Here is a 23,374-nt window from a genome sequence, read left to right as displayed (position 1 = left end):
TCCTAGGGGTCTGTCCTGACCAGCTCGGTGCCTTTCAAGAGAATGGGTTTGGGCTTGATGCCCAAGGCTTTCATCACCGTTACATTGATGATTGCCTTGCCCAGACGGTTTCGGGTGATGGGGATCTGGGAAACCGGGGTCCCTTCCATGGCCTTGAGCAGCATTTTCGCTGCAGTGCTGCCCTGCTCCTGGCCGGTTTTAACGATTCCACAGAGTACCCCGTATTTGATGCTGTAGTTGTTGCCGGTGACAATCGGCTTGACAAAGGCCCGGCCCATTGCGGGAACAGAGTCCCTCTCTGACAGGACATTGCCCTTTTCGTCTTTGAGGCCCTGCATGGTCGGCATATACAGAACATCACACAGGGGTCTTAGTTCTCTTGCCATGGCTTCGGCTTCATCAAGGGTCTTGGGAAACCGGGCAGCCACAAGTTCCATGGGAAAGGTCTTTTCCTCCTGCTGAAAATTTTTCAGGATGGCCCGGCCCGTGGGGCTTTCATAGGCCATGAGCCCGAAGGTTTTGATGGAGGGGATCAATTGTTTGGTAAAGGCCAGGGTTTGGCTGATGTGATGACGTTCCAGAATACCGGACACATTGGAGGCCGGGTACCCGTATTTTTCGGATGTGGCATTTACCCCGCAAAACATCACCGGCGTTTTTACCTTGTCTTTCAGATAGGGCACCACAAACATGGACTGGGCATTGTCATCGGAGGCAATCACACCGTCGGGACGGAGTTTTTTATACAATTCATACGCTTCTTTCGCTTTTTGCGGGCCGCCTGGAAAATTCTTTCTGGTGTTCATGTATACAGTCTCGATCCGGCAGGTTTCGGACAGCACCGACTCAATCCCCTGCTGAACTTCCTCAACAAATTGATAATCCGGCCCGTAGCTCATCACCACCAGCACCTTATACATGGCATTGTCGGCTGCCGTGGCAAGCCCCCCCGGAAAAAGCAGAAGGGCCAGGCCAAGAATGAGGCTTTCTATATTTTTTATTTTCATGGTCACTCCTGTCTGCGCACAAGGTGTACGCCTTGCAGATTAATCGGTTTGGGCTCAATGCCCGTTTTTTTATCAAGATGGCGTTGATATACGGTTTGCCGCAGTTGTTGACTGCAATGGGAATCCAATCAACAGGTGTTCCCTGCATGGCCTTGACCAGCATCCCGGCGGCCTTTGATGTATCCTGGTTCATTGCACGGGGTTCCTTGCACGGGTCCATAACCGGCCGCATTCAGGCCCGCCATGCTCAAATTCGCCATGCTGCCGGTTATGTCTGCGAGAAATCCGATCCGGATGGGTTCTTGGCAATTGCTGCCGTGCAGGACGGCAGCGGTGAAGGAAAGGGGAAAAATCGGTTTCAGGATAAGACCTCGGACAAAAGCGGCATGGGGCATTGCCAGGTACTTCCTGTATTGTTTTTTAACTATTATCGTAAAACTCTATCTGCCGCAAGTTATTATCGAATCGGGCGAATGGATAGTGAATATTATAGTCCGGAAAACCTCCAGGCCGGAACAACGAACAGAATCCGTCTTTGCCCACACCCGAAACATTCTCCCTCTGCCCTGCCATTGATCTCCTAAGAGCGGATGCTTAGGTTGATAATATAGATTTACGAATTTCATCGCTGAGGTGCCCGTGGACCATTTCAACCGCGAAAAGAAAAGGGCGGCAAGGTTTATCGTTTCATTTGCCATGGCAATGGCTTTGGCTGTGAATCTGGATTTTCTGGTCCTGTCCGGCCGGCCCGGCCCGGCCGGAGGGATTGCCCTTTGTCTGGCCGCAGGGGTTTATTTGCAATCCGTCCTTTTAAAACAAATGAAATCAAGGAGAGAAACATGAAAATAAAATCAATGGTACTGATCTTTCTGGCTGCCTTTGGCGCATGCCTGTTTGTTGCTTCCCCGGCCCTGTCCGCAGACGTGCCCCGGATGAGTGTGGAGGAACTCAAAGACATCCTGGGTCATGACAAGGTGATTGTGCTGGATGTCCGGGCAGGGCGGGACTGGCTGTCATCGGAGTATAAGATCCGGGGTGCGGAACGGGCCGGGCCCGGCGACTTTACAACCTGGGTGAATAAATATCCCAGGGACAGCACCCTGGTGCTCTACTGCGCCTGACACAATGAAGCCACCAGCGCCAGGTTGGCGCGACAACTCATGGAAAAAGGATATACCAAGGTATATGCCCTCAAGGGCGGCTGGCAGAAGTGGTTCCGGGGTAAGTTTCCCGTGGAGGAAAAATAAAGAGTGTTGTCGTGCCTGATTCGCATCCGGCTTGCCCTGGCTGCGGATCAGGCCCCAGCCCTGAGTCGTTCAGGCGTAAAATTCTTCGATCTCCATCCGTCTGAGCATGTCCGAGCTGTTTTCCATTTTCCGGATGGTTTCTCCGATGCCTTGTCCGGATTTTTTCATGGATGCCTTCAGGGCTTTGTTTAATTCTTTCTCAACGGTGTTCAGCTGATGGATAAAGAGAAGATAATTCTCCTTTTTATTGCCGTATCCCTTTTTGATCAGATCCGGATAAGTATCTGCCTGGACCGGGAGAAGGCTGGAGTAATGGTCTGCGAGCACGGCCAGGAATTGTCCGTACTTCCGGGTTTCCCTCTCCTTGAGATCTGCCTGTTTTGCCAGGGATGCCGTATCCGGTTTCCGGCTGCCGGCCAGGGCATCATGGGCTTCATTCAGGGCTTTTTCCCTGCTGAGAAGATAATTGTCAATGAACTCTTTTCTTTGTTTTTTATATTTTGACAGGTCCTGAAAATAGAAGATAAAGATAAACGGAATAAAGATCATCCATGCATTTAACTTGGGCTTTGGGATGATCTGGCTGGCAAGCCTGGCTGCAAATTCTCTCTCATGGGCCAGGATGAGTTCTTTATTGTCATTGCCGCTTGTCATGGTTTTCCTTGAAATTTGGTCAGGGTCATTTTTTCCTCGTGATACTTTATCATAAAATGTACCGCCAGCCCAGCCAGAGGATGGCAAAGCAGCTCAAAACTCCTGCAAAAAAGGCCTTGGTCAGCCCGTAATCATCCCTTTGGGAATGTTTGAATGAATCGGTCAGATAATATTCCCCGTCATATGATCCCACGGTGTCCATATACATATATGCGGCGGAATCAATGTCTCTTTCTTCAACCACCTGGGCGATCTGCCGGTAGGTGGAGATGTTGTTTTCAATATAGGGGCCGACAATCCAGCCGAACACCCAGATCAGGAAGGAGTAAAACAGAAGCCTTCCCCAGGCTCCGGCCTTTGGATGATCTGCAATTGCCATGGACATTTTTTCCTCCTGTTTTTGAAATTATAATATCCTGCATCCGGAAAATCCCCGGGGAATTCCGGATGCAGGAGAGGTTCAGTTTAAATGGTTGCGGTCAGCTCCGGGAATACCACGTAGAACATGATATAGGCCATGAGCAGGGTCAGCACCAGGTTCAGGGACTGGCCGAACACATAGAGGATAAGGGGTTTTCCCCCTTTGAAATGTTCTTTCAGTTCACGGAAGTTGGTGGCCAGACCGATACTGACAAAGGAAAGGGTAAAGAACCAGGATCTGAAAAGGTCTGATCCCCCCTTGATGGTTCCCTTGTCGATCATGGCCTGTCCCAGGCCGTCCAGGCGGTCGTTGAACCCGGAATAGATCATGGAAAAGACCAGGGATGCGATGATGAACCCGATGACGAATTTGGGGAACCTGAACCAGATCTCATTGAGTCCGACTTTGGCCCCGGTTTCCGCCACTTCAACCCGGGTGGTGAAGTAAAGGGCGATAAAGAATGCGATCACGCCGATGAGCACGTTCTGGATCATCTTGATGGTGGCGGCCACATAAAGGGCCTTTTCACCCAGGAATGCGCCGGCAGCGGCAACCGCACCCGAGGCATCAATGGTTCCTCCCATCCAGGCACCGCCCAGGATCATCTGCTTGTCAACCGGGAATGAGGCCTTGATCACCGCAGGCATGGCGATCATCATGATGGCCGTGAACACCAGGGAGAGCCCCACGGCCAAAGTCAGTTCCTCTTTTTTGGCCCTACAGGCCGATGCAGCGGCAATGGCTGCGGACACCCCGCAGACCGACATGTCGGAGCAGATCACCGCATTCAGCCTCTTGGACGGCATCTTGACCAGTTTCTGGCCGAACCAGTAAGTGACCAGCCACACGGTGGGGGTTACCACCCAGGCCACAAAGATACCGGCCGTACCAATGGAGATGATCTTTTCAAACAGAATTTTGGCACCCAGCAGCACCAGACCGGTCTTGATGTAATATTCGGTCTGGACGGCGGGCATTGCCCATTTGGGCGTTCCCACGGTGTTGGAGATGAGCATGCCCAGGAAAATGGCCCAGGCCGCATATCCGATTCCATAGTGCTTCATGGTGGTCTGATAGCTGAAGAACCAGGCCAGGACGGTAACGGCGTAAACCAGTACAAAGGCCAGGGCAAACTTCCTGAAGGAGGTTCCCATGATCTTCATGGGAATCCCGAAAAGGATGCAGAAGAAAACACCCAGTCCGATGAGGCTCCCGATTTGGTTGTAGGGAGAGACCTTGGTTTTCTTTTTGGCCTTTCCGGCCAGGAGTTTGGCATCCCGCCAGTCGGCAATTGCTTTTGAGGCCTGGGCGTTCAGGGCTTCGTTTTTGAACCCCTGGGCTTCGGCCAGTTCTTCGGCTGCCACGGCAGCAGCATAGGCAGCGTCTTCAACCGCCTTTTTCTTGGCATACTTGGCCTTGGCCGCCTCTGCCTTGGCCGCTGCCTTTTCCTTGCCCATGAAAAAGGCGTCCATGGGATTGTTTGTCCATCCATGGGTCTTATGGGTAAAGCTTGACAGCCATTTGCCGGCGGAAATCTTCCTTGCTTCGGCTTTTTTCTTGCCGTCGTATAGTTTGTACCAGGCAATGGTTTTAATGGCCGTGGTCCGGTTGGCCGCTTCCCCGTATTCGGCCTGGGCCTTGTTGATGATCTTCTTCATCTCCCCGCTGTGGGGAAAATAAACAAACATGGCGGCAGCCAAAATGAAAAAACCGATCCAGATGGCCCACCAGTCTTCCTTTTTCCACATTTCCGACCATTCCCACCTGCCCTGGTCAACTACAATTGAATTTCCTTCTGCCATAATTTTCCTCTCTTTGATTATGGGTTTTTAAAAAACATCCATTTTACTGAATAATAGCAAGACATATGCCACCAGGCCATGGATTCCAAAACCCCTTTCCGGCAAGGGTTTTGAACGGAATCCGGAACAGGAGGTGTAAACTTGAGTTGGCAGGTGTGTGGCCCCAGGGCGACATGTGAGGTGCTCCTGCCTTCCATATTCAGGAGTATGAAAAAGGGGCGGAGGTTCCGCCCCCGGGAGGGATGAGGCAGGCCGTTAATTGAGCGTGATGCTTCCTTCCGAAGAGAAGACCGCCTGGCTGACGGCGGAAAGGCTGGAACTGCTCAGGATTTTAAGAGGGGTGTTATGAAGATTGCACAGCTTTTTCACCTGGGTACAGGCCGTGTGGCTGTTGCAGTTGACCGGACAGAGAACCAGGTCTGACTTTTTTACCTTGGCTTCCAGGTCGGTATTGGCATTTTTCATATAGCCGTCATGGTAGTCAAATTCCCCGCCGGCTTTTTCAACGATATCTTTATAATAGGCCTTCATTTTGGTAATGCCTCCGATCATGAAAATCCGGCGGGCACATAATTGGTATTGTTCGCAGGATTCCTTTGCACAGGACTCTGTCTGGCAGGGGGGCAATGCCATTTCACCCAGGGCTCCCACGAGGGTGTCGACTTCCCGGCGGATATTTTTCTTTTCCTTTCGGGCGGCAAGGTATTTTATCTGGAGGGACTGGTTTTCCCTTTCTTTGGCAAGCAGGGCCCGGGTCCGGGATTCAAGTTTTGCGGTCAGGGCGGCCACCTGCTCTTCCAATTGGGAGATGATGGTTTTTCCGGACTCTTCCGGCGATACGAGTCCTTCAAGCCGGACCACCTGCTTTTTCAGCTGCCCGTTTTCAGCTTCCATCCCGGAGATCCGTTTGGCATCGGTTTTTCTCAAGCCGGCCAGTTTTTTATTTTCAAGACTCTTTGATGCCACCTTTTTTTTCTCCCGCTCCACGGCTGCTTCGGCTTTTGTCAGTTTCTGGCGGACATCAAAAATCCCGGTCATGTTGGCATGGGCCTTCATATGGACCTCGCCGTAGACATCATGGAGCAGATCAACGGCTGTCTCTTCATAGGAGATAATCGCATACATCAGGGGACCGACATTTCCCGATTCCAGGTTCTGCTTCCAGAGATCCCGGATTTCCCTGTTTGATTTCCCGGCCACCCGGGTCATCCACTTCCGGGCCCGGCTCCGGATAAAATTGTTGACCTTTACGGACACGGGATTTTCCTCATGGAGTTTTGCCATGATATTCTGGTGAAACTCATAGGGTTTCATTTCAGAAACCTTGTACCCGCACTTTTTCAGGATGGTTTTGTGTTTTTCAACACTGAGAACCGCACCGACCACCGGGCATTTGAAATGGGTTTCCACATCCCAGATATTCATAAATTTGGACAAGATGTCAGACATACCAACCTCCTTTCAACGGATTTCTAGGGACCGGGATTCCCTGTTTTCACCGGCGGCACCGGCAGTTTTTGCATGAGTCTGTGTATTTATGATCCTGGCTTTCTTCATGGGGGGGCTTATTTTTTCCTCCTGCCTTGGTTTTTTATAAGATGTTTTATTTTTCTTCAAAAATTAGTTTCGGCTAACAATAAAAGGGGTATTAAATTATGTCAAGGATTATTTTTTATATTTTTGGCAGGCACAAAAAACAAGGGGTTCATGCCCTGCCGGGAAAATTCGATTCTGTACGGCCTTGCCTGCCGGGTGAAAGGCCGGCCTTGCTTTTCTTCCATGGAACCTTTATTTTCTATGGGAATCACAGGACAGGAGAATGATTTATGCTTTCAAGCAGTTTAAACCTGAGGCTGAAATTTATTTTTGGGCTGGTGCTCTTTGCCCTGGCCCTGGGGATCTGCATCAGCATTATTCTATACTTTCATTTTAATTCCATCATGGAATCGGAAATCAGACAGCGGTCAAGGATGGTTCTGGCCCAGTCCAATGCGGTTCAGGATTATGTGAAGACGGTGCTGCGGCCCGAGATGTTTGATACCCTTCCCCAGGGACGGTTCGTCTTAAAGGCCATGTCCTCTTCATATATTTCAAGGGAGATCATGACCCGGCTCAATGCCAGGGATGATCTCACCTACCACTACAGGCGGGTATCCAAAAAACCGAGGAATCCGGATTCAGCCCCGGATGCCCTGGAATCCCGTCTGATTTCGATTTTCGCCAGGGACAGGTCCCTGTCCATCTGGGAAGATGAGGCCATGGTCGGGAATACCGAGTACCATATCGTGGCCCGGCCGGTTGTCTTTACAGACTCCTGCATGAACTGCCATGGAGATCCAGGGGCTGCACCTGAAGAGCTCATTGAAATCTACGGGAATGAAAACGGGTTTCACTATTCGCCGGGGGAGGTGGGAGGCGTGGTTGTGGCGGGTTTTCCCGTTGACATGATCAAAAACCCTGCCAAAGAGGTCACCCTCCAGTATCTCATGTTCTACCTGTTCGGGATCCTGATCTTTGCCCTTTTGATCAGTCTTTTCTTTGACCGCCTGGTCATGAAAAACCTCCAGAACCTGAGCACCATTTTCAAGACCCGTTTTTCCGGAGAACAGGAACAGGGGATCATCCGGCGGCTGGGGGAAAAGGATGAAATCGAAGGACTGATCGAAGGGGTGGATGAACTGGCCCTCTGCCTGTCCAACGCCAGGAACGAATTGGAAGACTATACCCAGAACCTTGAAATCATGGTGGATCACAGAACCCGGGAGATAAAGGAGAAGGCCGAGAAACACCGGGCCGACGTGCGCCTCTTTGTGGAAATTCTGTCCCGGTTCGGCGGGTTTTCCACGGCCGGTCAGATCATTTCCGGGGCCCTGGAGTGCATTGGAGAGAGGTTTTCCGCCCGCCAGGTAATTTACCATTGCACCGTGGCCTCGGAAAATTCATATGCATGGCATGATCACGGTCCCATACAGGGCCTGGGCGATGAAGTCAAAGAGATCCTGTGGAACGATGAGGCACTTTCCGTGGATCATACCATTCACGTACCCGTGAAATCCAAAGAAAGCCATTGGGGGATTCTCTCCATTTCCTGGCCCACGGTATCCCAGAGAGGGGAGGCTGACGCTTCCATGCTCCTGGCCCTGGGCCAGCAGCTGGCCATTCTGATTGAAAATGTAATGGCGTTTTCCAATGTAAGGTTTCAAAATGACATGCTCCAGTCTGTGTTTGAGGGGATCTCGGATCCACTTCTCCTGATTGATGAAAATTACCGCATCCTCATGGCCAATACCGGCAGCCGGGAGATCTTTTCCAAAAAAAGAAAACAGGACCGGGAAAAGGAATTAAAGGAATTTTTAAAGGACAGGGATACGGGGGAAAAAAATATCCTTGAGCAGATGCTGGAAAAACAAGAGCCTGTGAGCCGGGAAATCGGAACAGCCCAGGGCAAATCCTTCAGGGTGGATCTCTATCCCCTGCCCACAAGGGAGCAGGCCGGCCTCAAGATCGTGCTCTATGCCCGGGAAATCACCCTGGAAAAACAGATGATGTCGAGAATGCAGCAGGCGGAACGGTTGAGCGCCATCGGCAAGATGGCGGCAGGGGTGGCCCACGAGATCAACAATCCCCTGGGGGTGATCTCCTGTTACACGGACCTGGTCAAGGATGCCGTGTCAGAGCCCTCTGCCCTTGAAGACATCGGGATGATTGAAAAGCATACCAAAAATGTCCAGAAAATCGTCCAGGAACTGCTGAAATTATCCAGGCCCAAGCAGGCGGTCTCCGGCAAATGCACCATCAATAAGGTGGTTTTTGATGCAGTCAAGGTATTTCAGACCCAGGCGGCGTCAAAGGGGATCCGGGTAGACTCCCGGCTCAAAAAAGGGCTGCCCCGGATAAAATGCGATCCAGGCATCCTTGAACAGATCCTGACAAATCTGTGGCTCAACGCATTTGACGCCCTGCAGGAGACCGGCGGACAGGTCTGGATAGAGACGGGTCTTTCAAAAAACAAAAAAGAGGTGGTCCTTTCCATCCGGGACAACGGCCCGGGGATCCCCGGTTCGGTTCTCGGCAATATTTTTGATCCTTTTTTCACCACCAAAAAGGTGGGCAAGGGAACCGGGCTGGGACTTGCCGTGGTCTACGGTTTTGTCAACGAAATGGGCGGACGGATCGAGGTTTTCAGTGACGGGGAAACCTGCTTTGAAATTTATTTTCCCCTTGAAAGGAGCTGATGCGCCATGAATGAATTCTCCATTCTTGTTGTGGATGACAACAAAGATTTTTTAAAGGGAATCATCCGGAACCTGCAAAAGAAATTTCCAACCATGGAAATTTTGGGGGCCTCTTCCGGTGAGGAGGGATTAAAGGTCTTTAGGAAAAAGAACGTCGGGGTCATGCTGTCCGACCTCAGGATGCCGGGAATTTCAGGGCAGGAACTGCTCCAGGCGGGAATAGAGATCAACCCCCTTGTCTGCGTCATCATGATCACCGGCCACGGAACCGTAGAGACAGCGGTCAAGGCTCTGAAGCGGGGAGCCTGGGATTTTTTGACCAAGCCGGTGGAAAGGGAGACCCTCTACCATACCGTGGAAAGGGCGGTGGAGCACTATGATCTGTCCTATGAGAACCGCCGGCTCCAGGAAGTGATTGAGAGCCTGAAGCATGAAAAGGGTTTTCTCAGTGAAAGCCAGGTCATGCAGCAGCTCCAGAAGAAAATCACAGCCATTGCAGCAACGGATTATACGGTTCTTGTCACCGGCGAATCCGGAAGCGGCAAGGAGTACATTGCCCGGAACATCCACGGAACATCCCGGCGGAAACAGGCCTCCTGCCATGCCCTGAACTGCCCGGCCATTCCGGAACTCCTCCTGGAAAGTGAGCTGTTCGGCCATGTAAAGGGCGCGTTTACCGGCGCAGACCGGGACCGGGACGGGTTTTTCATGTATGCGGACAAGGGAACGCTGATCCTGGATGAAATCGGAGATATCAGCCCGGCCATCCAGGCAAAGCTGCTCAAGTTCCTCCAGGACAGGGAGGTCAAGCCAGTGGGCTCCAGCATTTCTAAGACGGCCGATGTCAGAATCATTGCCCTGACCAACCAGAACCTTGAGCAGAAGATCCGTGAGGGCAGCTTTCGAGAGGATCTTTATTACCGCCTCAATGTCCTTTCCGTCAGGGTTCCCCCCCTGCGGAAACGCAGGGAAGACATCCCGGTTCTGGTCCGGGATTTTATCCTTCAAAGCTGCAGGGAACTGAACATGGAGCCCATGGAGATCGATCCCGCAGCCCTGGGCTTTATCACGAGACAGTCCTGGCCCGGGAACGTCCGGCAGCTGCTCAACTACGTCAGGCGCCTGGTGGTCTTTTCCAATGGAAATCCCATTGATCTTTCCCTGATCAGGCTCATCGAGGGGGAGGAAGGTCCGGTGCCGGAAACGGATTCAAAGGGGCGGGCCTCTTATAAGGAGGCCAAGAAAGAAGCCCTGGACCACTTCTCCAGGAATTATCTTGACCAGATCTTCAAGATCACCCGGGGCAATATCTCCGAAACCTCCAGGATCAGCGGGCTTGAAAGGGCGTCCATCCAGAAGATCGTCAAGAGGCTTGGCATGGATATGTCCCGGTACCGGGAGCAGTCCCTGGGCAGGAATACCCAAGTCCTTTGACAAACACCTTGACAAATCCATTCGTGATTGAGTAAGTAACCCTGAGTTTTTCACTGGGGGTGCTTTGATCAAAAGCTGAGAGAAGTTGAAGACTTCAACCCTTAGAACCTGAACCGATTCGGATCGGCGTAGGGAAGGTGGTAATTTTTTTTCGATTTCTTTCCCTGCCGTTCATACGAATCATAAATAACGATCAAAAGGCAGGGAGAATTCCCATGAATCAATTGTATACTACTCAAATGGATGCCGCTGGAAAAGGAATCCTTACCCCCCAGATGGAACAGGTGCTTGAAAATGAATCGATTTCTAGACAGGACTTGATGGAGGGGGTTGCAAAAGGGCATATTGCCATTCCGGCGAACCGGAATCATATGAACCTGAAGGCCGCCGGAGTCGGCCAGGGGCTAAAAACCAAGATCAACGTCAACCTGGGGGTATCCAAAGATGTCTGCTCCTTTGACGCAGAGATGAACAAAGCGGCACTGGCCGTGGATCTTAAAGCAGACGCCCTCATGGATCTGAGCGTATCCGGCGACACCGAAGGATTCAGAAAACGCCTGGTCCAAAATATTCCCATCATGATCGGGACGGTGCCCATCTATGACACCCTTACCCGGACCGGGAAGCCTGTACCGGACATCACCCTTGATGACTGGTTTGAAACCGTTGAAATCCATGCCCGGAACGGCATTGATTTTATCACCATTCATGCAGGCCTTACGAAAAAGTGCACCCGGAGCATCCGCACCAATCCCCGGCTTTGCGGCATTGTCAGCCGGGGCGGGGCCATCCTTTTTGAGTGGATGGAAAAAACCGGGCAGGAAAATCCTTTTTACGAACATTTTGACCGGCTTCTGGAGATCTGCCAAGCCCATGATGTCTGCATCAGCCTGGGAGACGGGCTCAGGCCCGGTGCCATCAAGGACGCCACCGACGCTCCCCAGATCGAAGAACTCATCACCCTGGGCGAACTGACCAGACGGGCATGGGAAAAAAAGGTTCAGGTCATGATCGAAGGCCCCGGCCATGTGCCCCTCCATGAGGTTGAAATGAATATGAAGCTCCAGAAAAAACTCTGCCACAACGCCCCTTTTTATGTCCTGGGCCCCCTGGTTACGGACATTGCTCCCGGATACGATCATATCACTTCAGCCATCGGCGGAGCCCTGGCCGCCATGCACGGGGCCGATTTCCTCTGCTATGTGACCCCGGCGGAACATCTGCGCCTGCCCTCTGCCGAAGATGTAAAAGAGGGAATCATGGCCTCCAGAATTGCAGCCCATGCCGGAGACCTGGCCAAGGGAATCAGGGGGGCACAGATCATGGACGATTCCATGAGCCGGGCCAGGGGACGCCTGGACTGGGAGGGGCAGTTTGAATGCGCCCTCGACCCTCAAAAGGCCCGGGCTTACAAGGAATCTTCCCGGCCCGATGAAAAGGATGTCTGCACCATGTGCGGAGATTTTTGTGCGGTCAAGCGGGTGGGGGATCTTCTTTAAACTGAAATCAAAAGAGGCTGAAAAAGACCTTTTACTCCAGGCCTGAAATAAAATCCGATACCACACCGGCAAAGCCGGACGGGTCTTCCAGGTGGGGGGCATGCCCCAGGTTTTCAAAGATATGAACCCGGGCATCCGGGATCCGGTTTTCCAGAAAAGAGGCGGTTTCCCAGGGGAAAAGGGTGTCATGCCGGCCCCAGATCAACAGGGTGGGCATTTGAATCTCCAGGCAGAGGGAATTCAGGGAGATCTCCTCCATGGAGGCAAGGCCCTTATGGACCGATTCCATGTCCATCAGATCGTTGAAGATTTTCCCGTACCACTCCTTATTGTCCATGGCCTGTTTGATCATATACTCCCGGACAAAACGGGGCAGGGCCGGTTTTTTTTTGAATATCCGGTCCCGGAGGCGTTCGTACTCTTCTGCGGAATCGATCTGGAAGATATTGATCCCGTCCAGGGCCTCTTCATGGATGGACACCCGCCCGGGAAGATAAAATCCGGCAGAGTTTTCCAGGCAGAGGGATTTGATTCTGTCGGGAAATCCGGCGGCCAGGGTCGCGGCAACCGCCCCTCCCATGGAGGATCCGGCCAGGTGAAAGGATTCCGGGCAGGCCTTTTCAATAAACTCCCCCAGCCATCTGCCGTAGTTTTCCAGGCTGTACTCAAGGCTCTGGTCAAGGGTGCTTTTTCCGAATCCGGGCAGATCCGGCAGGATGAGGTTGAACCTTTTCTTCAGGGACCCGGCAGCGAAATAAAAACTTTCCCTTCGGTCGGAAAACCCGTGGAGCATGACCAGGGTCTCCTTTTTCCCGGTTTCAATGGCAGACCACTCCAGGTCCACCTCTCCTTTGAACTTTTTGACCTCGGCTCCCAGGCGCCTGCCGGTTCTCCTGTAAAAGGTCTCTATCAGGCCTTTCCCGATTCCGGCCTGGGCCTGGAAGGAGAGGGATTGTTTTGTTTTCATGGCACTCCTGTTTTATCCTCTGTACACGGGTACAACATAGGGGCCTTCCGGGATGACGGCGATTCTGGGATTGCCTGACCGCTCCACAGACTCTTGGATGGTCTGATTCAGGTCCCTCACATCCCTCACACAGGTGAATTTTTTGTCCGGGTCGGACAGCCTGGGGGCGTAGAGATGGATATTCCCGACCCGCATGGGCTTGAGCTGCATTTCCGTCTGCCATTCATCGATCTTTGCATACTTCCTGGTTTTCAGTTCTTCTAAAAAGGCCTCTTCCCCCAGGCGGGCCAGAAGCCGCTGGGCCTCGTAATACTCGGCGGACCCCATGCCTTCGGAGCATTCCGAGGCCACGATGAGGTCCCCGCCCGGTTCCAGGATGTCCATGGGCGAGACCATGGACTTGACGGTTTGGTAATAGGTCTTGTCCAGGGGATATCCCCCGGCCCCGGTGATGACAGTGGAAAACCTTTCCGGAACATCAATCTGGGCATGTTTTTTCAGATATTCAATGGCCTGGGCGTGGCTTTTCTCAATGTCGCCGAAATTCACATAAGAGAGATTTCTCTTTTCATCGATGACCACGTTAACGGCAAAGAGATTGGACAGATTCCGGATCCCCTCCATCTGGAATTCATGGAACACGTTCCCTTCAAGATTGCAGTTTCTGGATCCGGGATGCTCCAGATATTCGGCTGTATGGAACCCGGTAATGGTTTCATGATGGGCCACCCCCGGAATGATCAGTTTTCTTCCCCCGGAATAGCCTGCCATGAAATGGGGCTCCACCAGTCCGATGACGATTTTCAGGTCTGCCCCGGCAAACCGCTTGTCGATCCTGACGGGAAGCCCCGAGGGTGAGGTGCCCAGGGTAATGTGATCCTCATCCTTCCGGGCATAATGGTTTTTGACCTTCACCCGTTCCAGGACCTCGGAGCTGCCCACCACCTCCAGAAGTTCCTCTCCCAGGTTGGGCCGGTGCAGACCCGTGGCCACCAGCACGGTGATCTTTTCCTCTTTAATCCCGGCCCGGGTCAGGCGCTCGATCATCCGGGGCAGGATCAATCCGTTGGGAACCGGCCTTGTGATGTCGCAGATCAGGATGCAGGCCGAGGATTTTCCCTGGGCGGCATCCTCAAGGGAGCCGGAGGATTGTCCGCCGGAAAGGGCCTTGGACACCGCTTGTCCAGGGTCTGTAAGAATCGGCATGTTCTTTTTTTCGATGAGCTGGATCTGCCATTCGTCATCCAGGCTGAGTTTTAACCCGGTTTTCCCGTAATCCAAAGAAATTTCCATTTTTCAATCTCTGTTCTGAGGTTATCATCTTATCCGCGGCCGAAAAACAACATGGGACAAGTATTTATCAGACCCTTAATTTCATGGCAAGAACATATCCCGGGCCCGGGTTCAGCTTCCGGTGCCGCTGGGCCAGGATAGAGATTCTTCACTTGTTGTTCATTACCGTTTTGTAATCTATGGATCATGTCCGGGTAAGGGCGACATGCTAAATATGAAAATATGGAAAAGACCTTTTGGCCTTTTGAACCAGGAGTTTTTTCTTTCTCTTCCTTTTGTGCCGGGCCGTCCTAGGACGGCCCGGTTTTTTTTGGCTTCCTGTCAAAATAAATCCCCGGCAATCTCCACCCCAAAGTTGCAGAAATCAGAACGGTTTCATATCCGGTTTTACCTTGGTTTTGCTGGGGTTTTTCTGTCTGTCCGGCATCCTGAACCGCTCCTTTTAAAGAAGAGACGTCCATGCTATAGAATATGGTTTGGGAGGAAAACAATTAAAATCCAAGGAGATTTCATATGGATAATTCCCATAAAAAACCCAAAGGCGCCGGGAAAAGCAGTTTTGAACTGATCGATTCCCATAAGTTAAAGACTCTTCTGCCGGTAAAACCGGGATCTGCGGTCATCGACCTGGCCTGTGGTAAAGGTCTATATTCCCTGTTCCTGTCGGAAATTGTCGGGGAAGCCGGACTGATATATGCGGTGGATCTCTGGGAAGAAGGGCTGGTCTTATTGGATGAGCAGATCCGGCAAAGGGGGATATCCAATATCCTTCCCATGCAGGCCGATGCAAGCCGGCATATCGATATTGATGATTTCAGTGCGGATCTCTGCCTCATGGCCACGGTACTCCATGATTTTGAGGAAGCCGGTACCGCAGATGCGGTTCTGGAAAAGGTGAAAAATCTTCTTAAACCCGGAGGCTGCCTTGGGGTGATTGAGTTTAAGAAGATAGAGGGTCCGCCGGGTCCGCCCATCCAGATCCGGCTGGGCCAGGACGAAGTAGAGGCCATGGCCTCCAGACAAGGATTTGTCAGGGATCAGAGTGCGGATATCGGTGAGTATAACTATCTGATGACCTTTATATCCGGATAGCCCCCTGCTGCAGGAACCTGAGGGATCAGTCCCTGCCAAAGGCCGGACAGAGTTGAAGTCGACTGGGTTGAATCCAAACCGGGAGATTCAGTCTTAACCGCAACCTTGCATAAAAATTTAAAAAAAGATCAGGACCCAGAAGAGAATTACAATTCTCGCCAGAATACTGAATCCCGTGGTCAGTCCGCAGATGGCAAACCCGCTCTTCAGCCCGTATATCGCCGTATATCTGGGCAGGGTCCGTCTGACCCGGGTAACCGGTATCATCAAAAGACCTCCGATGAGCAGGGAAACAATGGCCTGATATGAGGTCACCGCATCCTGATTCATCAAATTCGACATATAGGTGATCCCCACGGTGGGGCTGAACATATAGGTGCTTACCGGCCCGATTACGGCTGCCGGCAGATCAAAGATCGATGTCAAAGGGGCAATCAGGGCCTCGAGCCAGCCCAGCAGTCCAGAGTTCATAAGAAGCTGAATAAAAAAAGTGACGCCTGCCAGAAGACTCACCATGCGCAGATACATCTTTTTCCGGCTCAGCCATGTGTCTTTTATCAGCTGTTTGAAAGACCTGGGAAGACAATTTCTATCCATCGGGCTGCATTCCAGGTTGTCAAAGGCATTTTCAGATTCTGTCCGGGGCTTAAGACGGATGCGGCCCCATAAAATGACAAAGCCAATTTTAAGAATGCCGGTCAGCCAGAAAACCGCAATATAAATCATGCAGAGTTGAAACCCCAGAAGAGGAAGGACAACGGGGAGTTGAAATGTGAGGGTCTCCTTAAAGTGGAAAGGAACGGTATTCAAGACCCCGGTCAGCAAAAGCTCCTGGTCGGACATCTTATGGTCGGCGCGGAATTGGGCAGCCATGGTGTGGGCGGCGATCATGGAGCCGATGGCGGCCAGAAAACTTAAGGCGCTTTCAGAGGGAAGGTTTGCAAGTCTTGCCACCGGTGTTCCAATGGGCTTAAGGTATTTCATCAACCCCATCTGCATGAACAATTCGATCCCGAAAAGACTGATGAACATGATTGAGCCCATGCGGAGAACGAGGGACAGAGTGGATTCAAGTGAGTATAAAAGGGGTTCCATGGACTCCTGTGCATTCCAATGGGCAATCATGTTCTCATCACTGCCGGGATTAAAGCCTATCTCCAATAGGGGCCTTTTGGCCCGATTTCTGCGGTGCAGGAAACTTTTAATTATTAGAGATAACCTAAAAGCTTTACAATACAATAATCAGATTACCGGTTCTGCCAAGGGTTGAAAATCCGCATTCAAGACTTAAATTAATCCGTATCAGGACAGGAGATCCATGGTTGATGAAAAGACATGGATCCTGACAACCTGTCCTGGGAACCTTAATCAAATCGTCCTGGGCCAAAAGGAGTTTCCAATGAAACCATTGTCTTCTTCTGACCGGGTCGACCTTTTCATTGACATCTCGTGGGAGCAGGACGGGATCAAGCATCAGGAACGGTATTTCGCCGACGGGTTGAACTGCTGGCGGGATGTTTTTCCCGGTTCCCCAATGGAAAGTCTTCTCAAAAACAAAAATGCCCCAAGCCTCTCCGTCGAAATCAAACCCGGAGAACTTGTTCCTGCCCATGATCCCAATAAAGTCCTTTTTATCCCCTGGTCCCGGCTGAACCGGGCCGAACCGGATCTGTTCCGGCCGGGACGCTTCTATCCCCAGGGGTTGATATCGGGGCAGCCGGGCATATTCAGGGAAAACCGGAACCCCTTCCGCTGTGTCGAAAAGGATTCAAAGGGCATTAGAGCGGATCTGAATCATCCCATGGCGAAAATTCCCCTGACATTGAATATGGAGGTTCTGAGCCGGTCCAGCAAGCTGGAGGAACGCGGCGGCGCCTGTACGGACTGGATGGAGCTTGCCCTGTCCGGGCCGGGCATGCAGGCCCGGTGCAGCGGCATTCCCACGGATTTTTTTTCCGGGAACAGCCTGGACCGGAGAAACCCGGATCCGGATCCGGATTTTTACCGGATCCACCGCTTCGTCCCTCATATTGATGCAAGGGCCAGCCGGAATCTGTCTGAAATATATGCGGAGCTGCTTTGCCCCGGGGCAAGGGTCCTTGATTTAATGGCCGGATGGGAATCCCACCTTCCCCGGGATCTTGATCTTTCTTCGGTTCACGGCATCGGGCTCAATAAAAATGAACTGGAAAGCAATCCCTGCCTTTCCTCCCATCATTTGCAGGATCTCAATGAAAACAGAGATCTGGATTTCGAGGATCAAACCTTTGATGCAGTGATCTGTTCCTTGTCCGTTGAATATCTGGTTCATCCCTTTCCCATCTTCAAGGAAGCGGCCCGGATACTGAAACCCGGGGGAGTCTTTGCGGTCACCTTTTCCAACCGCTGGTTCCCGGAAAAAGCGGTCCGCATCTGGGAGGATCTCCATGATTTTGAGAGGATGGGAATGGTAAAGGAGTATTTCCTGGGATCCGGGAAATATGAATCCGTTTCAACCCAGTCCCGGAGAGGCTGTCCCAGGCCTTACCAGGACAGATACTACCCAAGGATGAGATTGTCGGATCCGGTCTATGCCGTTATCGGGAAAACACCCGGAGGATAGGCCGGGGAAACCGGGAAAACTCTTTTGCAGGAAAATTCTGCTTCCCGGGCGCGGGCCGGTTCATCCTTTATCCAGTATCTGACGGATTTTCAGGGAAAGATCCTGGATGCCCACGGGCTTGTATAAAAAGCCTTTGATTCCATAGGATGCCGCCTTTTCCTCGGACATGGTTTCGCTGTAGCCCGTGTACAAAAGGATCGGTATATCCGGGCGTATTTTTAAGAGCTCAGCTGCGAATTTGTCCCCGGGCAATTTGGGCATGGCCATATCCGTGATGACCAGATCAAATTTTCCGGAGTTGGCCCGGAATGCCTCAAGGGCCTCTATGCTGCTGACCCGGGAAGTCACTCGATAGCCCAGGCTTTCCAGTATCTGCTCTTCCATTTCAATCACGTACTCTTCATCGTCCACCAGCAGAATGGTTTCCCCTTTTCCCGGAACCATTTCCGGAACCATTTGATCCTGTTCTCTAAGGGAAACTTTCTCCGCCGGAAAAAAGATATTGAATTCAGTCCCCTTGCCGGGTTCGCTTTTTACCAGGATCTCTCCCTTCATGTTTTTAACGATGCCGTGCACCACGGAAAGCCCCATTCCCGTGCCCTTGCCCAATCCTTTTGTCGTGAAAAAAGGGTTGAATATCTTTTTGATCGTATCCGGGTCCATCCCAATGCCCTGATCGGCAATACTTAACAGGGCATAACAGCCGGGTTCCAATTCCGAATTTTCAAATCCCTTTTCTTTGATCTCAATTTCCCTGAGGCTGATCTTCATCACACCTCCCTCATTTTCCATGGCATGGTAGGCATTGGTGGACAGGTTCATTATGATCTGATGGATCTGGGTCGGATCTGCCTTAACCGGACTGCAGTCGTCCTCGATATCTTTTTCGATGTCCACGGTTGCCGGCAGAGTAGACCGGATTAATTTTAATGCCTCTTTGATTACGGTTTGAACTTTCAGGAGTTTAAACTCGGTTTTTTCCTGCCTGGAAAAGGTCAGGATCTGATTGACCAGATCCTTTGCCCTCAGGGAACTGGTATAAATTTTATTTAATCTGTATTTGAGGGGGGTGTTCTCTTTGCCGATTTCCCCCAGCAGCATCTCGGTATAGCCCAGAATAGGGGACAGGATATTGTTGAAATCGTGGGCGATGCCCCCGGCAAGGGTCCCGATGGCCTCCATCTTATAGGACTGCTGCAATCTTTCTGCCAGTTTTTCTTTTTCCTTTTCAGCGTTTTTCAGGGCCGTAATATCTTCCACACTGGACCAGATAAATCTCTCATCCTCCCTGACCACGATCATCCCGTTTATTCTCACCGGCACCAGATGTCCGTCTTTATGGAAATACTCTTTTTCATAGGGCCCGTATTTTCCCGTCAATTCGATTCGTTCCATCTGCTCCCGGTCCTTTTGGACGCATTTGGAGGGGGTGAGATCCCAGAAGGTGGAGTCTAAAATTTCATCGATGCTGTATCCCATGATCTTTGCATAGGCAGAGTTGACCGATACAAATCGGCCGTCCATCCTTGTCAGTGCGAGTCCGATGGGGGATTGTTCCACCAGTTCCCTGTACTTGGCTTCGCTGCCCTGGAGCGCTTTTTCCGTTAGTTTCAGGGATTCATTTTCCCGGTGGAGCATCCTGTTCTGCCGGTGAATTTCCTTGACCGAAGCCCGGATCTGAAAAAAGATAAGAATCAGCAGGATCAGGACGGAGCCGGCGGTTTTGCCGATATATATGAGCTGGCTTCTGCGCAGATCTGACATGTACTGGCCGGTGCCGATATAGCAGCCCAGTTCCGGGATGCCCATGACAAAGGATATCTTTTCTTCGGGAGCCGGCTGCCCCGGCCGCTGGTAATAATACGAAACATAGCCCCGGCCTTTTTCTGATTTTGCCGTTTTTACCAGTTCCCTTATAATATAGGTCCCCCTGGCGTCTTTCAGGTCCCACATATCCGTCATCTCTTTTTGGGGTTCAAAGGGCTGAACAAGCATGATTCCGTCATAGGCACTCATGAAGATATAGTTCTTGCCTTCATGGTCATGGTAGACCATTCTCCGGACAAGGTCACGGACCTGTTCCAGGGTGTCCTCCATGGAGATGTCCTGGGAACGGTATTCAACCAGTATCGGTTCAATGGCATTCCTGGCAATATTAACGGTTTGCTTCAGCTGATCCAGCCTCTGGTTTTTTGTTTCTTCCATGTGCTGATGGGCCAGATAAACGGAAAGAACAATAAAAGCCGAACCCAGGATGAATCCGATACTGATCACTTTGGTTCTGGCTGACTTGAATAATGTACTGCTTTCCGTGCTGATCATACCGCCCTCAAATGTGGATTGTTGGATAGAAGAAAAGCATACGATAAAAAAGGATCAAATGCAAAAAAAAGGGAAATGCCCCAAGGGGATCATGGTTTATTCTTTCCGTCCGGCAGTCCGTTTCGGTCCTTTCCTGCCGCGGGAATTTCGGCAAAAAGAAAGCGCGGCGTTTCAAAAGGATTTGAAACACCGCGTTTTTATACGGCCAATGGCTTCCCGGTCATCTGTCCGGGGTTCTGAAACCGTTTCAGAAGACCTTGAAGGTCTTTTTACCGGGTTCAGGCAAGATCAAAACGGTCAAGGTTCATCACCTTGTTCCACACCCCTACAAAGTCGCAGAGGAACTTGCCCTGGGCATCCTCACTTCCGTAAACCTCGGCCAGGGCCCGGAGCTGGGAGTTGGACCCGAAGATGAGGTCGACACGGGTGCCGGTCCACTTGAGATCGCCGCTTGCCCGGTCACGCCCTTCGAAGACGTCTCCATCTTCCGAGGCCGGTTTCCAGACGGTTCCCATGTCGAGCAGATTGATAAAGAAATCATTGGTGAGTGCCTCGGGCCGCTGGGTAAAGACGCCGTGCTTGGACTGTCCGAAGTTGGTATTCAGGACACGCATGCCGCCGACGAGAACCGTCATTTCAGGGGCGGTCAGGGTGAGCTGCTGGGCACGGTCAACCAGAAGTTCCTCTGCCGATACACGGTATTTGGTTTTGAGATAGTTGCGGAATCCGTCCGCAGCCGGTTCAAGCACGGCAAAGGCCTCCACGTCGGTCTGTTCCGGGGAGGCATCTGTCCGTCCCGGCGCAAAGGGGACAACCACATCCTCACCGGCGTTTTTGGCTGCCTTTTCAATGGCTGCGCAGCCGCCCAGGACAATCAGGTCGGCAAGGGAGACCTTTTTCCCGCCCGACTGTGCATCGTTGAACTCCTTCTGGATCCCCTCGAGAGACTGCAGTACATTCATCAATTGGGCCGGCTGGTTTACTTCCCACTCTTTTTGGGGTGCCAGACGGATGCGGGCTCCGTTCGCCCCGCCGCGCTTGTCAGAACCGCGGAAGGTGGATGCCGACGCCCATGCCGTGGAGACCAGCTGGGGAATGGACAGGCCCGAAGCAAGAACCTTGGCCTTGAGATCTGCAATGTCTTTCTCGTCGATGAGCCCATGATCGACTTCAGGCATGGGATCCTGCCAGATCAGTTCCTCGGCCGGGACTTCTTCCCCGAGATAGCGGGAACGGGGGCCCATGTCCCGGTGGGTCAGCTTGAACCAGGCCCGGGCAAAGGCGTCTGCAAATTCCTCGGGGTTCTGCTGATAGCGCCGTGCAATGGGCTCGTAGATGGGGTCAAATTTGAGGGAAAGGTCGGCCGTGGTCATCATGGGCCGATGCTTTTTAGACGGATCATGGGCATCAACCACCATGTCCTCTTCGTCCACGTCCTTGGCCAGCCACTGATTCGCACCGGCCGGGCTTTTAACCAGCTCCCAGTCGTATTTGAACAGAACCTTCAGATAGCCCATGTCCCACTGGGTCGGGTTGGGCTTCCAGGCGCCTTCAATGCCGGAGCCGATGGTATCTCCGCCCTTACCGCTGCCGAAACTGCTCTTCCAGCCCAGACCCATCTCCTCAAGGGGAGCAGCCTCGGGCTCCGGCCCGACCAGGGCGGCATCTCCGGCTCCATGACACTTGCCAAAGGTATGTCCTCCGGCGACCAAGGCCACGGTTTCCTCATCATTCATTGCCATACGCGCAAAGGTCTCCCGGACATCCCGGCCCGAAGCCACGGGATCCGGGTTGCCGTCCGGTCCTTCCGGGTTTACATAGATCAGGCCCATCTGAACGGCCGCCAGGGGATTTTCAAGGTCCCGGTCGCCGGAGTAACGGCTCTTGGGCTTGTCGCTGGTGGCCAGCCATTCTTCTTCGGAACCCCAGTAGACATCCTCTTCCGGCTCCCAGATATCCTCTCGTCCTCCGGCAAATCCGAAAGTCTTGAATCCCATGGACTCCAATGCGCAGTTTCCGGCGAGGATCATGAGGTCGGCCCAGGAGATCTTTCTGCCGTATTTTTTCTTGATGGGCCAGAGCAGACGACGGGCCTTGTCAAGGTTCACGTTGTCGGGCCAGCTGTTCAGGGGAGCAAAACGCTGGGAGCCGGACCCTGCGCCTCCCCGGCCGTCGCCCATGCGGTATGTGCCTGCACTGTGCCAGGCCATTCGGATGAAAAGCCCGCCATAGTGACCGTAATCGGCCGGCCACCACTCCTGGGAGTCGGTCATCAGGGCATAAAGATCTTTTTTTATTGCCTGCAGGTCGAGTTTCTTGAACTCTTCAGCGTAGTTGAAATCCTTGTCCATTGGATTGGACAGGGTGGAATGCTGGTGCAGAAGATTGAGTTTTAACTGGTTCGGCCACCAGTCCCGGTTGGCTGTGCCGCCACCGGCAGTGGGGTTGCTGGTTTTTCCCGTTACCGGGCATTTGCCGTTTTCGCTCATAATGTTTCCTCCTTTTGGGATTTGAAATGATCTACCCAATTCTTTTGAATAAAGTGATTCAATGGGTTTTGTCTTTTTCGGCTGTGGATTTGTCATTTGATCCCGGTGACAATGGGCAACGTGAAAGCCTGTTAAAGAAACACCCCATTTTTTGGGCGCAAGATCCGGGGCCGTCTATCAATGGTTTTGATGCTCAGCCACAGAGGCGCCAACATCATGGATCAGTTTTTTCTTCTCAAACATATTGACCTCCTCATCTATCGGGTTAAAGAAACAAGATATTATATGATAATAAATATCAACTACTGAC

19 protein-coding genes and 1 riboswitch are annotated in these 23,374 nt (G+C 52.1%); of the genes, 9 read left to right on the top strand and 10 right to left on the bottom strand.

The genetic code is table 11. The features are described from left to right. Positions 1 to 2: 2 nt before the first annotated feature. Complete coding sequence (locus tag F608_RS0109730; RefSeq protein ID WP_022665439.1) at positions 3 to 1,007, bottom strand: ABC transporter substrate-binding protein; 1,005 nt, start codon at positions 1,005 to 1,007, stop codon at positions 3 to 5. A 32-nt stretch (positions 1,008 to 1,039) separates the two neighbouring features. Here F608_RS0109730 and F608_RS36160 point away from each other — a divergent pair, with 32 nt between their 5' ends. The 3 genes from F608_RS36160 to F608_RS0109710 are packed head-to-tail and all read left to right on the top strand — an operon-like array spanning position 1,040 to position 2,254. Continuing rightward, positions 1,040 to 1,591 (top strand): hypothetical protein, encoded by a 552-nt coding sequence (locus tag F608_RS36160; protein ID WP_153307477.1) that lies wholly within the window; start codon positions 1,040 to 1,042, stop codon positions 1,589 to 1,591. Between the two features lie 55 nt (positions 1,592 to 1,646). Next, positions 1,647 to 1,850 carry a hypothetical protein gene (locus tag F608_RS0109715; protein WP_022665437.1) on the top strand — a complete coding sequence of 68 codons (204 nt, stop codon included), beginning with the start codon at positions 1,647 to 1,649 and terminating at the stop codon, positions 1,848 to 1,850. Then, positions 1,847 to 2,254 (top strand): rhodanese-related (seleno)protein, encoded by a 408-nt coding sequence (locus F608_RS0109710; RefSeq protein WP_263577258.1) that lies wholly within the window; start codon positions 1,847 to 1,849, stop codon positions 2,252 to 2,254. Before F608_RS0109715 ends, F608_RS0109710 begins: the two co-directional genes overlap by 4 nt. A 69-nt stretch (positions 2,255 to 2,323) precedes the next feature. On the opposite strand, the gene F608_RS0109700 is transcribed toward F608_RS0109710, so the two are convergent. From F608_RS0109700 to F608_RS0109685, 4 genes are all read right to left on the bottom strand, one after another. Continuing rightward, on the bottom strand, positions 2,324 to 2,908 hold the full coding sequence (locus F608_RS0109700; protein ID WP_022665435.1) for an NF038143 family protein: 585 nt from the start codon (positions 2,906 to 2,908) through the stop codon (positions 2,324 to 2,326). A 49-nt stretch (positions 2,909 to 2,957) separates the two neighbouring features. Next, positions 2,958 to 3,293 carry a hypothetical protein gene (locus F608_RS0109695; protein ID WP_022665434.1) on the bottom strand — a complete coding sequence of 112 codons (336 nt, stop codon included), beginning with the start codon at positions 3,291 to 3,293 and terminating at the stop codon, positions 2,958 to 2,960. Positions 3,294 to 3,373: 80 nt separating this feature from the next. Continuing rightward, complete coding sequence (locus tag F608_RS0109690; protein ID WP_022665433.1) at positions 3,374 to 5,131, bottom strand: YeiH family protein; 1,758 nt, start codon at positions 5,129 to 5,131, stop codon at positions 3,374 to 3,376. Between the two features lie 255 nt (positions 5,132 to 5,386). Continuing rightward, positions 5,387 to 6,580, bottom strand: a complete 1,194-nt coding sequence (locus tag F608_RS0109685) for a DUF2325 domain-containing protein (protein ID WP_022665432.1) — start codon at positions 6,578 to 6,580, stop codon at positions 5,387 to 5,389. Positions 6,581 to 6,957: 377 nt separating this feature from the next. Between F608_RS0109685 and F608_RS0109670 the strand changes: the two genes are divergently transcribed. The 3 genes from F608_RS0109670 (at position 6,958) to thiC (ending at position 12,299) form a co-directional block, all read left to right on the top strand. After that, positions 6,958 to 9,366, top strand: a complete 2,409-nt coding sequence (locus F608_RS0109670) for a c-type heme family protein (protein ID WP_022665429.1) — start codon at positions 6,958 to 6,960, stop codon at positions 9,364 to 9,366. 6 nt (positions 9,367 to 9,372) lie between these two features. Continuing rightward, positions 9,373 to 10,800: a sigma-54-dependent transcriptional regulator gene (locus F608_RS0109665; protein WP_022665428.1), complete on the top strand. Its 1,428-nt coding sequence runs from the start codon at positions 9,373 to 9,375 to the stop codon at positions 10,798 to 10,800. Between the two features lie 45 nt (positions 10,801 to 10,845). Beyond that, positions 10,846 to 10,953: riboswitch (TPP riboswitch) on the top strand. A 62-nt stretch (positions 10,954 to 11,015) separates the two neighbouring features. Further along, positions 11,016 to 12,299 carry a phosphomethylpyrimidine synthase ThiC gene (gene thiC, locus F608_RS0109660; RefSeq protein WP_022665427.1) on the top strand — a complete coding sequence of 428 codons (1,284 nt, stop codon included), beginning with the start codon at positions 11,016 to 11,018 and terminating at the stop codon, positions 12,297 to 12,299. A 31-nt stretch (positions 12,300 to 12,330) separates the two neighbouring features. Here thiC and F608_RS0109655 read toward each other — a convergent pair whose 3' ends face one another. Continuing rightward, the gene (locus F608_RS0109655; protein WP_022665426.1) at positions 12,331 to 13,266 is read right to left on the bottom strand and encodes an alpha/beta fold hydrolase; all 936 of its coding nucleotides are present in this window, start codon (positions 13,264 to 13,266) and stop codon (positions 12,331 to 12,333) included. Positions 13,267 to 13,278: 12 nt separating this feature from the next. After that, complete coding sequence (locus tag F608_RS0109650) at positions 13,279 to 14,559, bottom strand: nickel-dependent lactate racemase family protein (RefSeq protein WP_022665425.1); 1,281 nt, start codon at positions 14,557 to 14,559, stop codon at positions 13,279 to 13,281. 513 nt (positions 14,560 to 15,072) lie between these two features. On the opposite strand from F608_RS0109650, the gene F608_RS0109640 reads away from it, so the two are divergent. After that, the gene (locus tag F608_RS0109640) at positions 15,073 to 15,651 is read left to right on the top strand and encodes a class I SAM-dependent methyltransferase (RefSeq protein WP_022665423.1); all 579 of its coding nucleotides are present in this window, start codon (positions 15,073 to 15,075) and stop codon (positions 15,649 to 15,651) included. Positions 15,652 to 15,768: 117 nt separating this feature from the next. On the opposite strand, the gene F608_RS0109635 is transcribed toward F608_RS0109640, so the two are convergent. Beyond that, positions 15,769 to 16,746 (bottom strand): hypothetical protein, encoded by a 978-nt coding sequence (locus F608_RS0109635; protein WP_022665422.1) that lies wholly within the window; start codon positions 16,744 to 16,746, stop codon positions 15,769 to 15,771. A gap of 304 nt (positions 16,747 to 17,050) precedes the next feature. Between F608_RS0109635 and F608_RS31340 the strand changes: the two genes are divergently transcribed. Continuing rightward, complete coding sequence (locus tag F608_RS31340; protein ID WP_033398404.1) at positions 17,051 to 18,253, top strand: methyltransferase domain-containing protein; 1,203 nt, start codon at positions 17,051 to 17,053, stop codon at positions 18,251 to 18,253. Between the two features lie 60 nt (positions 18,254 to 18,313). On the opposite strand, the gene F608_RS31335 is transcribed toward F608_RS31340, so the two are convergent. Both F608_RS31335 and katG read right to left on the bottom strand, forming a co-directional pair. Further along, the gene (locus F608_RS31335) at positions 18,314 to 20,575 is read right to left on the bottom strand and encodes a cache domain-containing protein (protein ID WP_084681033.1); all 2,262 of its coding nucleotides are present in this window, start codon (positions 20,573 to 20,575) and stop codon (positions 18,314 to 18,316) included. Positions 20,576 to 20,853: 278 nt separating this feature from the next. Beyond that, positions 20,854 to 23,064 (bottom strand): catalase/peroxidase HPI, encoded by a 2,211-nt coding sequence (gene katG, locus F608_RS0109610; RefSeq protein ID WP_022665418.1) that lies wholly within the window; start codon positions 23,062 to 23,064, stop codon positions 20,854 to 20,856. A 26-nt stretch (positions 23,065 to 23,090) separates the two neighbouring features. Between katG and F608_RS36155 the strand changes: the two genes are divergently transcribed. Continuing rightward, positions 23,091 to 23,312, top strand: a complete 222-nt coding sequence (locus tag F608_RS36155) for a hypothetical protein (RefSeq protein ID WP_153307476.1) — start codon at positions 23,091 to 23,093, stop codon at positions 23,310 to 23,312. Positions 23,313 to 23,374 lie beyond the last annotated feature (62 nt).

The organism is Desulfospira joergensenii DSM 10085 (assembly GCF_000420085.1).
Taxonomy (GTDB): Bacteria; Desulfobacterota; Desulfobacteria; order Desulfobacterales; family Desulfobacteraceae; genus Desulfospira; species Desulfospira joergensenii.
Note: the sequence above shows the minus strand (reverse complement) of the source record. Positions and strands in the feature narration are given on the sequence as shown.

What these genes read in the sequence shown, in the direction of transcription:
- F608_RS31335 (WP_084681033.1), bottom strand. Translation starts at nt 20,575, where the DNA reads ATGATCAGCACGGAAAGCAGTACATTATTCAAGTCAGCCAGAACCAAA.
- F608_RS0109685 (WP_022665432.1), bottom strand. Translation starts at nt 6,580, where the DNA reads ATGTCTGACATCTTGTCCAAATTTATGAATATCTGGGATGTGGAAACC.
- F608_RS0109635 (WP_022665422.1), bottom strand. Translation starts at nt 16,746, where the DNA reads ATGGAACCCCTTTTATACTCACTTGAATCCACTCTGTCCCTCGTTCTC.
- F608_RS0109665 (WP_022665428.1), top strand. Translation starts at nt 9,373, where the DNA reads ATGAATGAATTCTCCATTCTTGTTGTGGATGACAACAAAGATTTTTTA.
- F608_RS0109730 (WP_022665439.1), bottom strand. Translation starts at nt 1,007, where the DNA reads ATGAAAATAAAAAATATAGAAAGCCTCATTCTTGGCCTGGCCCTTCTG.
- F608_RS36155 (WP_153307476.1), top strand. Translation starts at nt 23,091, where the DNA reads ATGATCTACCCAATTCTTTTGAATAAAGTGATTCAATGGGTTTTGTCT.
- thiC (WP_022665427.1), top strand. Translation starts at nt 11,016, where the DNA reads ATGAATCAATTGTATACTACTCAAATGGATGCCGCTGGAAAAGGAATC.
- katG (WP_022665418.1), bottom strand. Translation starts at nt 23,064, where the DNA reads ATGAGCGAAAACGGCAAATGCCCGGTAACGGGAAAAACCAGCAACCCC.
- F608_RS0109655 (WP_022665426.1), bottom strand. Translation starts at nt 13,266, where the DNA reads ATGAAAACAAAACAATCCCTCTCCTTCCAGGCCCAGGCCGGAATCGGG.
- F608_RS0109690 (WP_022665433.1), bottom strand. Translation starts at nt 5,131, where the DNA reads ATGGCAGAAGGAAATTCAATTGTAGTTGACCAGGGCAGGTGGGAATGG.
- F608_RS0109695 (WP_022665434.1), bottom strand. Translation starts at nt 3,293, where the DNA reads ATGTCCATGGCAATTGCAGATCATCCAAAGGCCGGAGCCTGGGGAAGG.
- F608_RS0109670 (WP_022665429.1), top strand. Translation starts at nt 6,958, where the DNA reads ATGCTTTCAAGCAGTTTAAACCTGAGGCTGAAATTTATTTTTGGGCTG.
- F608_RS0109650 (WP_022665425.1), bottom strand. Translation starts at nt 14,559, where the DNA reads ATGGAAATTTCTTTGGATTACGGGAAAACCGGGTTAAAACTCAGCCTG.
- F608_RS31340 (WP_033398404.1), top strand. Translation starts at nt 17,051, where the DNA reads ATGAAACCATTGTCTTCTTCTGACCGGGTCGACCTTTTCATTGACATC.
- F608_RS0109640 (WP_022665423.1), top strand. Translation starts at nt 15,073, where the DNA reads ATGGATAATTCCCATAAAAAACCCAAAGGCGCCGGGAAAAGCAGTTTT.
- F608_RS0109700 (WP_022665435.1), bottom strand. Translation starts at nt 2,908, where the DNA reads ATGACAAGCGGCAATGACAATAAAGAACTCATCCTGGCCCATGAGAGA.